Annotated in this window: 12 protein-coding genes; all 12 read left to right on the forward strand. The window is 70.0% G+C overall.

Going from position 1 to position 11,841, the window contains the following annotated elements; genetic code table 11:
• The first annotated feature begins 1 nt into the window (after nucleotide 1).
• The 12 genes from ABMQ42_RS13190 (at nucleotide 2) to metK (ending at nucleotide 11,840) form a co-directional block, all read left to right on the forward strand.
• Nucleotides 2–259 (forward strand): hypothetical protein, encoded by a 258-nt coding sequence (locus ABMQ42_RS13190; protein WP_349723449.1) that lies wholly within the window; start codon nucleotides 2–4, stop codon nucleotides 257–259.
• Nucleotides 256–636 (forward strand): type II toxin-antitoxin system VapC family toxin, encoded by a 381-nt coding sequence (locus tag ABMQ42_RS13195; RefSeq protein WP_349723450.1) that lies wholly within the window; start codon nucleotides 256–258, stop codon nucleotides 634–636. The genes ABMQ42_RS13190 and ABMQ42_RS13195 overlap by 4 nt, the downstream gene beginning before the upstream one ends.
• Before the next feature lie 71 nt (nucleotides 637–707).
• A complete protein-coding gene (gene pyrR / locus ABMQ42_RS13200) occupies nucleotides 708–1,238 on the forward strand; it encodes a bifunctional pyr operon transcriptional regulator/uracil phosphoribosyltransferase PyrR (RefSeq protein ID WP_349723451.1) in 531 nt (176 codons plus the stop codon).
• A complete protein-coding gene (locus ABMQ42_RS13205; protein WP_349723452.1) occupies nucleotides 1,235–2,224 on the forward strand; it encodes an aspartate carbamoyltransferase catalytic subunit in 990 nt (329 codons plus the stop codon). The genes pyrR and ABMQ42_RS13205 overlap by 4 nt, the downstream gene beginning before the upstream one ends.
• Entirely contained in the window at nucleotides 2,221–3,525 is a 1,305-nt protein-coding gene (locus ABMQ42_RS13210; protein ID WP_349723453.1) for a dihydroorotase, read from the forward strand. The genes ABMQ42_RS13205 and ABMQ42_RS13210 overlap by 4 nt, the downstream gene beginning before the upstream one ends.
• Entirely contained in the window at nucleotides 3,522–4,031 is a 510-nt protein-coding gene (locus tag ABMQ42_RS13215) for a PH-like domain-containing protein (RefSeq protein WP_349723454.1), read from the forward strand. Before ABMQ42_RS13210 ends, ABMQ42_RS13215 begins: the two co-directional genes overlap by 4 nt.
• On the forward strand, nucleotides 4,028–5,182 hold the full coding sequence (gene carA / locus ABMQ42_RS13220) for a glutamine-hydrolyzing carbamoyl-phosphate synthase small subunit (RefSeq protein ID WP_349723455.1): 1,155 nt from the start codon (nucleotides 4,028–4,030) through the stop codon (nucleotides 5,180–5,182). Before ABMQ42_RS13215 ends, carA begins: the two co-directional genes overlap by 4 nt.
• Nucleotides 5,182–8,475 (forward strand): carbamoyl-phosphate synthase large subunit, encoded by a 3,294-nt coding sequence (gene carB / locus ABMQ42_RS13225; protein WP_349723456.1) that lies wholly within the window; start codon nucleotides 5,182–5,184, stop codon nucleotides 8,473–8,475. The genes carA and carB overlap by 1 nt, the downstream gene beginning before the upstream one ends.
• Nucleotides 8,472–9,296, forward strand: coding sequence for an orotidine-5'-phosphate decarboxylase (gene pyrF / locus ABMQ42_RS13230; RefSeq protein ID WP_349723457.1), 825 nt, complete (start codon nucleotides 8,472–8,474; stop codon nucleotides 9,294–9,296). Before carB ends, pyrF begins: the two co-directional genes overlap by 4 nt.
• 3 nt (nucleotides 9,297–9,299) lie before the next feature.
• A complete protein-coding gene (gene gmk, locus ABMQ42_RS13235) occupies nucleotides 9,300–10,196 on the forward strand; it encodes a guanylate kinase (RefSeq protein ID WP_349723458.1) in 897 nt (298 codons plus the stop codon).
• A gap of 104 nt (nucleotides 10,197–10,300) precedes the next feature.
• Complete coding sequence (rpoZ, locus tag ABMQ42_RS13240) at nucleotides 10,301–10,555, forward strand: DNA-directed RNA polymerase subunit omega (RefSeq protein WP_349723459.1); 255 nt, start codon at nucleotides 10,301–10,303, stop codon at nucleotides 10,553–10,555.
• A gap of 91 nt (nucleotides 10,556–10,646) precedes the next feature.
• A complete protein-coding gene (gene metK / locus ABMQ42_RS13245; RefSeq protein ID WP_349723460.1) occupies nucleotides 10,647–11,840 on the forward strand; it encodes a methionine adenosyltransferase in 1,194 nt (397 codons plus the stop codon).
• Nucleotide 11,841 lies beyond the last annotated feature (1 nt).

An 11,841-nucleotide genomic window follows, 5' to 3' on the forward strand; every position in this document is an offset into this window, starting at 1 on the left:
CATGGCGACCACACTTCCACGCATCCAGGTGACGCAGACGCCTGAGTTGGCTGCGGGGCTCGAACTCGCCGCGAAGGAGTGGCCGGGGGCATCCCGGTCCGAGCTCGTCGCGCGGCTGGCCGAGGCCGGTACTGAGACTCTGGCGGCACGTCGTGCCGAGCGGCGTGCCCAGCGCCGAAAGGTGCTCGACGAGACCAGGGGCAAATACGGTTATCCGCCCGGGTATCTGGAGGAGCTGCGCAAGGACTGGCCCGAGTGATCGTTCTTGATGCCAGTGTGCTCATTTCGTATTGGACGGCCGGAGACATCCACGCCGATGGGGCGCTGGCCATTCTCGACACCGAGAACGAGCTGTTGCTCCACCCCGTGACGTTGGCCGAGACGCTCGTCTGGCCGGTACAGCGTGGCCGAGGACAGGAAGCGCTCGAAGACATCGCGAGATTGGGCATCGAGCGACACTCTCCGCTGATCGATGAGCCGCTGCGTGCCGCACGGTTGCGGGCGACGACACGACTGAGGCTCCCGGATGTGTATGTGCTCGCCACGGCGCTCGAACTCGGTGCCACACTGGCGACCTTCGACGAGAAGCTGGCCGCGGCGGCCCGAGAACATGATGTCGCCGTCCAGGGCGCGTGAAGACCACCCGATAGACTTGGCTGAGCAAGCAACCTTTAACACCGTCCCGTGAGGCGGAGAAGGGAGCGACGATGAGCACGCGCACCGTGCTGCACGACGCTGACATACAACGCGCACTGCGAAGGATCGCGCACGAGATCCTCGAGTCGAACAAGGGGCCGGACGGGCTCGTGATCCTCGGGATACCGACCCGCGGTGTTCCGCTGGCACAGCGCCTGGCCGCACTCGTGACCAAGGTCGGCGGCGCCGAGGTTCCCGTCGGGTCACTCGACGTCACGATGTACCGCGACGATCTGCACCGGCATCCCACCCGCACACCGCAGCCCACGCAGATCCCGCCCGGCGGGATCGACGGCAAGACGGTCGTGCTCGTCGACGACGTGCTGTTCTCGGGCCGCAGCATCCGTGCCGCCCTCGATGCCCTGCAGGACATCGGCCGGCCCGCCGCCGTGCGCCTGGCGATCCTCGTCGACCGCGGCCACCGCGAGCTGCCGATCCGCCCCGACTTCGTCGGCAAGAACCTGCCCAGCGCCCGCGACGAGCGCGTCAACGTGCACCTTGCCGACATCGACGGCACCGACGAGGTGACGATCGAGTCATGAGGCACCTGCTCGACACCAAGACGCTCTCCCGCGACGACGCGCTGCAGATCCTCGACGTCGCCGAAGACATGGCCGACACCCAGCGTCGCGAGGTCAAGAAGCTGCCGACGCTGCGCGGCAAGACCGTCGTGAACCTCTTCTTCGAAGACTCCACGCGCACCCGCATCTCGTTCGAGGCCGCCGCCAAGCGGCTCTCGGCCGACGTCATCAACTTCTCGGCGAAGGGCTCGTCGGTCTCCAAGGGCGAATCGCTGCAGGACACCGCGCAGACCCTGCAGGCCATGGCGGCCGACGCCGTGGTCATCCGGCACGGCGCCTCCGGTGCGCCGCGCACGTTGGCCACGAGCGGCTGGATCAGCGCCGGCGTCGTCAACGCGGGCGACGGCACGCACGAGCACCCCACCCAGGCGCTGCTCGACGCCTTCACGATGCGCAAGCGCCGCTACGGCGCCGACAGCCGCGGTCGCGACCTCGAGGGTTTCCGCGTGACGATCGTCGGCGACATCCTGCACTCGCGCGTCGCACGGTCGAACGTGTGGCTGCTGCACACGCTCGGAGCGGAGATCACGCTGGTGGCTCCGCCGACGTTGATCCCGCAGGATGTCACGGCGTGGCCTGCCCGCGTCGGCTACGACCTCGACGAGGCCATCGCCGACGCGCCCGACGCCCTGATGATGCTGCGCATCCAGCTCGAGCGCATGAACGCGTCGTATTTCCCCACCGAACGGGAGTATTCGCGGTGCTGGGGTCTGGATCCTGAGCGCTTCGCCGCACTTCCGCAGAGTACGATGGTCATGCATCCCGGTCCGATGAACCGGGGCTTGGAGATCTGCGCAGAGGCCGCGGACTCGCCCCGGTCGACCGTGCTCGATCAGGTGACCAACGGGGTGTCTGTGCGCATGGCGGCGCTCTACCTGCTGCTGGCGGGGGAGCGGCCCACGCCCGTTGACGATGAGAACACCGCGAAGAAGGAGGACGCACGATGACCGAGAGCCTCCTGTTCCGTGGAGCATCGATCGAGGGCGGCGCGCCTGCCGACATCCTCGTCGAAGACGGCCGCATCGCCGAGGTCGGCAGCGGTCTCAGCCGTGCGGGCGCCCGCGTGGTCGACGCCCAGGGGCTCATCGCCCTGCCGGGGCTGGTCGATCTGCACACCCACCTGCGCGAGCCGGGGTACGAGGCGTCCGAGACGGTCCTGACCGGGTCGCGCGCCGCTGCCACCGGCGGCTACACCGCGGTGTTCGCCATGCCCAACACCTCGCCGGTCGCCGACACCGCCGGCGTCGTCGAGCAGGAGCTGGCGCTGGGCGAGGCCGCGGGCCTGGTCACGGTGCAGCCGATCGGCGCGGTCACCGTCGGGCAGAAGGGCGAGCGCCTCGCCGAGATCGGCGCCATGGCCGCGTCCCGGGCAGGCGTGCGCGTCTTCAGCGACGACGGCTTCTGCGTGTGGGACCCGCTCATCATGCGCCGCGCGCTCGAGTACGTGAAGGCGTTCGACGGGGTCATCGCGCAGCACGCGCAGGACCCGCGCCTGACCGAGGGCGCCCAGATGAACGAGGGCACGGTCTCGGCCGAGCTGGGCCTCGCCGGCTGGCCGGCCATGGCCGAGGAGTCGATCATCGCCCGCGACGTGCTCCTGGCCGAGCACGTCGGCTCACGCCTGCACGTGTGCCACCTGTCGACCGCGGGGTCCGTCGACCTCATCCGGTGGGCCAAGAAGCGCGGTGTCGCCGTGACCGCCGAGGTCACCCCACACCACCTGCTGCTCACCGAAGACCTCGTGCGCGGCTATGACGCACGCTTCAAGGTCAACCCGCCGCTGCGGCGCGATGAAGACGTGCAGGCGGTCCGCGAAGGCCTCGCCGACGGCACGATCGACATCGTCGCCACCGACCACGCCCCGCATCCCGCCGAGGCGAAGTCGTGCGAGTGGCAGGCGGCGGCCAACGGCATGGTCGGCCTGGAGTCGGCGCTGCGCGTCGTGCACACGGCGATGGTTCAGACCGGGATGCTGGGCTGGGCCGACGTCGCACGCGTCATGTCGCACACCCCGGCGCAGATCGGCCGGCTCGCCGGCCACGGTCGCCCGATCGCCGTGGGAGAGCCCGCCGAGCTGACGTTCTACGACGCCGCCGCGGGCGGTGTCTTCGCGCGCGACGATCTGCGCGGTCGCAGCGTGAACTCGCCGTACCTGGGTCGCGAGCTGCCCGGCTCGGTGCGCTGGACCGTGCACGCCGGACGGATCACCGTCGCCGACGGCGCGCTGAACGAGGAGGTGCCGGCATGACCCGCGAGGGTGCTCTGCTGATCATGGTCGCGATCGCGGTCGTGCTGCTGGGGCTCATGGCGTGGGGCTGGTACCGACGAACCAGGCGCGACGCCGAGCCGCTGACCGCGGTCCACGACCTGCCCGCGGGCACGTCGGTGATCGCCGCCTACGACGGGCTCTACGTCGCGACCACCCGGCACGACGAGCCGCTCGAACGGATCGCCGCCCCCGGGCTCGGTTATCGCTCCCGCGCCGACATCACGGTCGCCCACGCCGGTCTCGCCCTGGACATCCCCGGGCAGCAGCGTCTGGTGATCCCCGCCGAGCGCATCACGGCCGTCGCCCTCGCGACGGTCGCCATCGACCGCGTCGTCGAGAAGGACGGGCTCGTCTGCGTCAGCTGGCGCACCGACCCGGGCACGACCGTCGACACCTATCTCCGGGCACGAGATGCCTCGTCCGCCGCACTGGCCGACAGCATCCGCCCGCTCATCCACGACTCCCGGACAGGATCCGCCGCATGACCCTCACCACCGACCCCGCCGTCCTCGTACTCGAAGACGGCACCCGCCACCGCGGCCGCGCCTACGGCGCCCGCGGCACCACCCTCGGCGAAGTCGTCTTCTCCACCGGCATGACCGGCTACCAGGAGACCCTCACCGACCCGTCGTACGCCGGCCAGATCGTGCTGCAGACCGCACCGCACATCGGCAACACGGGTATGAACGACGAAGACCCCGAGTCGCGCCGCATCTGGGTGGCCGGCTACATCGTGCGCGATCCCTCGCGCGTCGTGTCGAACTGGCGCGCGAACACCTCGCTGGACGCGGCTCTCGAAGAGGACGGCATCATCGGCATCAGCGGCATCGACACGCGCGCCGTGACCCGCCACATCCGCTCCGCCGGCAGCATGCGCGGCGGTGTGTTCTCGGGTGAGGCCGCCGGTCTCGACCCGGAGGAGCAGCTGCGCATCGTCCGCGAGGCCCCGCAGATGGCCGGACAGAACCTCTCGTCGCAGGTGTCGGTGGATGCCGCGACCGTCGTGCCCGCACGCGGCGAGCGCATCGGGAGCGTGGCGCTCATCGACCTCGGCATCAAGCAGGCGAGCATCGAGAACCTGGCGGACCGCGGGTTCGACGTGCACGTGCTGCCGCACGACGCCAGCTACGAGCAGATCCGCGAGCAGGGCGTCGACGCGGTGTTCTACTCGAACGGCCCCGGCGACCCCGCCACGGCCGATGAGCAGGTGACGCTGCTGCGCCGTGTGCTCGATGACCGCACGCCGTTCTTCGGCATCTGCTTCGGCAACCAGCTGCTGGGCCGCGCGCTCGGCTTCGGCACCTACAAGCTGCCGTTCGGCCACCGCGGCATCAACCAGCCCGTGCTCGACAAGCAGACCGGGCGCGTGGAGATCACCGCGCACAACCACGGCTTCGCGGTCGACGCGCCCCTGGAGGGAGAGGTCGAGAGCCCGGCCGGCTACGGACGGGTCGTGGTCAGCCACGTCGACCTCAACGACAACGTCGTGGAGGGCCTGCGCGCCCTCGACATCCCGGCGTTCTCGGTGCAGTACCACCCCGAGGCCGCCGGCGGACCGCACGACGCCAACTATCTCTTCGACCGCTTCCGCGACATGGTCATCGCGCACATCGACTCCCAGAAGGCAGGCAACTGATGCCCAAGCGCGACGACATCACCTCCGTCCTCGTCATCGGCTCCGGCCCGATCGTCATCGGCCAGGCCTGCGAGTTCGACTACTCCGGCACCCAGGCGTGCCGCGTGCTGCGCGCCGAGGGGGTGCGCGTCATCCTCGTCAACTCCAACCCGGCGACGATCATGACCGACCCCGACTTCGCCGACGCGACCTACATCGAGCCGATCACCCCCGAGGTGATCGAGACGATCATCGCCAAGGAGAAGCCCGACGCGATCCTGCCGACGCTGGGCGGGCAGACGGCGCTGAACGCCGCCATGGCGCTGTACGAGCGGGGCATCCTCGCGAAGTACGACGTCGAGCTGATCGGCGCCAAGCCCGACGCGATCGAGAAGGGCGAGAACCGCCAGATCTTCAAGGAGCTCGTGCTGGAGGCGGGGGCGGATGTCGCCGCCAGCGTCATCTGCCACACCATGGACGAGCTGCTCGCCGGCGCCGAGAAGCTGGGCTACCCGCTGGTCGTGCGCCCCAGCTTCACGATGGGCGGGCTCGGTTCGGGCTTCGCGTACGACGAGACGGATCTGCGCCGCATCGGCGGCGCAGGACTGCACGACTCGCCGACGCACGAGGTACTGCTCGAGGAGTCGATCCTCGGGTGGAAGGAGTACGAGCTCGAGCTCATGCGCGACGCGGCCGACAACACGGTCGTCGTCTGCTCGATCGAGAACGTCGACCCGGTCGGCGTGCACACCGGTGACTCCATCACCGTCGCCCCGGCGCTGACCCTCACCGACCGCGAATACCAGAAGCTGCGCGACATCGGCATCGAGATCATCCGCCGCGTGGGCGTGGACACCGGCGGCTGCAACATCCAGTTCGCCGTCGACCCCGCCACCGGGCGCATCATCGTCATCGAGATGAACCCGCGCGTCTCGCGCTCATCGGCCCTGGCGTCGAAGGCCACCGGCTTCCCGATCGCGAAGATCGCCGCGAAGCTGGCCATCGGCTACCGCCTCGACGAGATCCCGAACGACATCACGAGGGTGACGCCGGCCAGCTTCGAGCCGACCCTCGACTACATCGTGGTCAAGGTGCCGCGCTTCAACTTCGAGAAGTTCCCGGCCGCCGACACCACGCTGACCACCACCATGAAGTCGGTGGGCGAGGCGATGGCGATCGGCCGCAACTACACGACCGCGCTGCAGAAGGCGCTCCGGTCGCTGGAGAAGCGCGGATCGAGCTTCCACTGGGGCGACGAGCAGCGCACGGTCGACGAGCTCATCGAGCTGTCGAAGACCCCGACCGACGGCCGCATCATCGTCATCCAGCAGGCGCTGCGCCTCGGCGCCACCGTTGAGCAGCTGTTCGACGCGACCGCGATGGACCCGTGGTTCCTTGACCAGATCGTGCTGATCAACGAGGTCGCCGACGCGGTGAAGGCGGCGGACGAGTTGGATGCCGACACCCTGCGCCTCGCGAAGGACCACGGCTTCAGCGACGCCCAGATCGCGCAGCTGCGGGGTCTTTCCGAGGCCGAGGTACGCGGCATCCGCCACGGACTCGACGTGCGCCCGGTGTACAAGACGGTGGACACCTGTGCGGGGGAGTTCCCGGCCCTCACGCCGTACCACTACTCCAGCTACGACGCCGAGACCGAGGTCACGCCGTCGGACCGCACGAAGGTCGTCATCATCGGGTCGGGCCCGAACCGCATCGGGCAGGGCGTCGAATTCGACTACTCGTGCGTGCACGCCTCGTTCGCGCTGGCCGACGCGGGCTTCGAGACCATCATGGTCAACTGCAACCCCGAGACGGTCTCGACCGACTACGACACCAGCGACCGGCTCTACTTCGAGCCGTTGACCCTCGAGGACGTCCTCGAGGTGCTGCACGCCGAAGAGCAGTCCGGTGAGATCCTGGGCGTCATCTGCCAGCTCGGCGGACAGACCCCGCTGGGACTCGCGAAGGGCATCGAGGACGCCGGATACACCATCCTCGGCACGAAGCCCGCCGCGATCGACCTCGCCGAGGAGCGCGGCCTGTTCAGCGGCATCCTCGACGACGCCGGTCTCGTGGCACCGCGCCACGGCACGGCAATCGACGTCGACGGCGCGGTCGCCGTGGCCGAGGAGATCGGCTACCCGGTGCTGGTGCGCCCCAGCTTCGTGCTCGGCGGCCGCGGCATGGAGATCGTCTACGACACCCCCAGCCTGCGCGACTACTTCGTGCGCATCGGCGAGGCGGCGATCATCGGCGAGGGAAAGCCGCTGCTTGTCGACCGCTTCCTGGACGACGCCGTCGAGATCGACGTCGACGCGCTCTTCGACGGCACCGATCTGTTCATCGGCGGCATCATGGAGCACCTCGAAGAGGCCGGCATCCACTCCGGAGACTCCAGCTGCGCGCTGCCGCCGATGAGCCTCGGCCGTGACGAGATCAACCGCGTGCGCGAGGCCACGCGCGGCATCGCCGCGGGCGTCGGCGTGCGGGGTCTGCTGAACGTCCAGTTCGCGGTGAGTGCCGGCGTGCTCTACGTCATCGAGGCCAACCCCCGCGCGAGCCGCACGGTGCCGTTCGTGTCGAAGGCCCTGGGCACCCCGCTGGCGAAGGCCGCGGCGCGTATCATGGCCGGTTCCACGATCGCCGAGCTGCGTACGGAGGGCCTGCTCCCGGCCGCCGGCGACGGCTCGACGGTGCCGATGAACGCACCGGTCGCCGTGAAGGAGGCCGTGTTGCCGTTCAAGCGGTTCCGGACCGCCGACGGCAAGACCGTCGACTCGGTGCTCGGCCCCGAGATGCGCTCGACCGGCGAGGTCATGGGCTTCGACCGCGACTTCCCGACCGCGTTCGCGAAGAGCCAGGCGGCCGCCTACGGCGGGATCCCGCGCTCGGGGACCGTCTTCATCTCGGTCGCCGATGACGACAAGCGCGCCGTGATCCTGCCGGCGCACCGACTGCGCCAGCTGGGCTACCGGCTGCTCGCGACCGAGGGCACCGCCGAGATCCTCACCCGCAACGGCATCGACGTGACGGTCGTGCGCAAATACAGCGAGACGCAGGCCGACGGCGAGCGGAACGTCGTGGACCTCATCGACGCCGGCGAGATCGACATCATCGTCAACACGCCCAGCGGCATGTCGGCGCGCGCCGACGGCTACGAGATCCGTGCCACGGCGGTCGCCGCCGACAAGGCGCTGTTCACGACGATCGCGACGCTCGGCGCCGCCGTCAGCGCGCTGGACGCCACCGGCGACGGCTTCGAGGTGCGCAGCCTGCAGGAATATGCCGCAGACCGTGCCGAGGCGCTCGCATGACGGGCTTCGGCGAACGGCTGCAGGCGGCGGTCGCCCGTCACGGGCGACTGTGCGTCGGCATCGACCCGCACACCGAGCTGCTGGAGGCGTGGGGGCTGGATGCCACGGGTGCCGGTGCGCGGGAGTTCGGGTTGCGCGTGGTCGAGGCCGCGGCCGGCCGCGTCGCGGTGGTCAAGCCCCAGGTGGCCTTCTTCGAGCGGCACGGCGCCGCCGGGTTCGCGGCCCTCGAGGACGTGCTGCACGCGGCCCGCGAGGCGGGGCTGCTGGTGCTCGTCGACGCGAAGCGCGGTGACATCGGCTCGACCATGCAGGCCTATGCCGAGGCCTGGTTCACGCCCGGGTCGCCGCTCGAGGCCGATGCGCTGACGGTCAGCCCGTATCTGGGCGTCGAGACGCTGGCACCCACCGCACAGCTCGCGGCGCGACACGGCAAGGGCCTGTTCGTGCTCTCCGCCACCAGCAATCCCGAGGGTGCTGCCGTCCAGCAGGCGACGGCGCCCTCGGGCGCGCCGCTTGCCGCCGACATCGCGGCGCAGGTGCGGGAGTGGGACGCCGCGGCAACCGGCTGGCACGCGTTCGGCGTCGTCGTCGGCGCCACCGTCGAGCGTGCGCGGTTCGGTCTGACCGACGAGCTCCTGCAGGACGTGCCCGTGCTGGCACCCGGCTTCGGCGCCCAGGGCGCACGGCTGGGCGACCTCTCCCGCCTCTTCGGCGCTCTCGCGCCGAACGTGCTCGCCAGCGCGAGCCGCAGCATCCTCTCCGCCGGTCCTGCGGGATTGGCGGAAGCCATCGATAACCATGTGAGCGAGTTGGAGGCCTGATCCGTGGCTGACGCCAAGCATCCCCCCGAGGTCGACCGGGTGGCCGCGTCGCAGAAGGCGATCGCGGCCCGCCGTGCGCGGGCGAGTCTGAAACGCGACCTGACGATGCGGGTGATCGCCCCGCAGGGCGTCGTCGCGCGCGCGATCGAGGATCCGGCGTCGGCGGCGGGAACACTGCGGATCACCGACTTCCTCACGGCGCTGCCCGCGATCGGAGAGGGCAAGCGCGATCGGATCCTCGCACAGCTGGAGATCTCGCCGGTCAAGCGCCTCGGCGGGCTGGGCATCCGTCAGCGCCGGGCACTGGGGGAGTGGCTCGACGGCCGGTTCCCTCAGCCGGTTCCGCGCATCGGTCGCAGCCGGCTGCTGGTCCTGGCCGGTCCGACCGCGGTGGGCAAGGGCACGGTGGCCGCCGCGGTGAAGGAGAATCACCCCGAGATCCTGCTCTCGGTGTCGGCCACGACACGCCCGGCACGCCCGGGCGAGGTCGACGGCGAGCACTACTACTTCGTCGACGACGCCGCGTTCGACCGGATGGTCGCCGGCGGCGAGCTGCTCGAGCACGCGACGGTGCACAACAAGTACCGCTACGGCACGCCGCGCATGCCCATCGAGCGAGCGCTCGCCCAGGGCCGCACGGTGCTGCTGGAGATCGACCTGCAGGGCGCCCGCCAGGTGCGCGACGCGGACCCGGCCGCGACGCTGATCTTCCTGCTGCCGCCGAGCTGGGACGAGCTGGTGAACCGGCTCGTCGGACGCGGGACGGAGGATGCGGAGGAGCGCGCCCGGCGCCTGCGCACCGCGAAGGGCGAGCTGGCCGCGCAGGCCGAGTTCGACTACCGCGTCGTCAACGACGAGGTCACCCGGGCGGCCGCCGAGGTCGCCGCGCTCGCGCGGTGAGGCGGGTTCTCGGCGTCACCGGGTAGACTGGGGGTTCGCGCGCCCGCGCGCCCCGACTTCCGCACCCGTCGGTGCGGCATCCGCGCTCAATCAGGAGGTTTCCCATGGCCGGAACGAACCAGGGCATCATCGAGCCCCCCATCGACAGTCTCCTCGAGAAGGTCGACTCGAAGTACCAGCTCGTCATCTATGCATCCAAGCGGGCGCGTCAGATCAACGACTACTACTCGGATCTGCACGAGGGCAACCTCTTCGACAACGTCGGGCCGCTCGTCGACTCGACCGTCGAAGACAAGCCGCTGACCATCGCGCTGCACGAGATCAACGAGGACAAGCTCCGCCTTCGTCAGGCCGAGTAGTCATCCATCGTCATCCAGAGCCCCCGGCGCCGGCCATGTCGGATGCCGGGGGCATACTGGTGCCCATCCGCCTTCACCCCTGGGGAGCACAATGACGCCGCTGCGCTTGTTCACGTCCGAGTCCGTCACCGAGGGGCACCCCGACAAGATCTGCGACCAGATCTCCGACAGCATCCTCGACCAGCTGCTCGCGAAAGACCCGGGCAGCCGGGTCGCCGTCGAGACCATGGTGACGACGGGCCTCGTGCACGTGGCCGGCGAGGTGCGCACCGAGGCCTGGGCCGACGTCCCCGGGACGGTCCGTGAGGTCGTGAACCGGATCGGCTACACCTCGAGCGAGACCGGCTTCGACGGCGACTCCTGCGGCGTGAGCGTGTCGATCGGCGAGCAGTCCAGCGACATCGCCCACGGCGTCGATCGTGCGCTCGAGCATCGCGACGCCGGTTCCACCGACCCGATCGACGAACTCGGCGCGGGTGACCAGGGCATCATGTTCGGGTATGCGACGACCGAGACGCCGCAGCTCATGCCGATCACGGCATGGACGGCGCACCGGCTGGCGGAGCGTCTGACCCAGACCCGACGCTCGGGCGCGCTGCCCTTCCTCCGCCCCGACGGCAAGACCCAGGTCACCGTCGGTTTCGAGGGTGATGTGCCGCGCACGATCGAGACCGTGGTCCTGTCGACGCAGCACCATCCCGACATCTCCATGCCGGCACTGCGCGCGGCCGTGCGCGCCGAGGTCATCGACCCGATCCTCGAGACGACGGGGCTGGATGCCTCGCACGCCGACTTCTTCATCAACCCGGCGGGTCCCTTCGTCATCGGCGGCCCCAAGGGCGATGCCGGGCTCACCGGCCGCAAGATCATCATCGACACCTACGGCGGCGCCGCACGGCACGGCGGTGGGGCGTTCAGCGGCAAGGACCCGTCGAAGGTCGATCGCTCCGGCGCCTACGCGATGCGCTGGGTCGCGAAGAACGCGGTGGCCGCAGGGTTCGCCGACCGCCTTGAGCTGCAGGTGGCCTATGCCATCGGCAAGGCGAGCCCGGTCGGGCTGTACGTCGAGACGTTCGGCACCGGCAAGATCCCCGACGAGCAGATCACCGCGGCGATCCGTGAGGTGTTCGATCTGCGGCCGCGTGCGATCATCGAGCAGCTCGATCTGCTGCGCCCGATCTACGCGCGCACCGCGGCCTATGGCCACTTCGGACGCGAGCTGCCCGAGTTCACCTGGGAGCGCACGGACCGCGTCGACGAACTGCGCCGCGCCGCCGGGCTCTGAC

The sequence above is a fragment of the Microbacterium sp. KR10-403 genome (assembly GCF_040196215.1).
GTDB lineage: Bacteria > Actinomycetota > Actinomycetes > Actinomycetales > Microbacteriaceae > Microbacterium.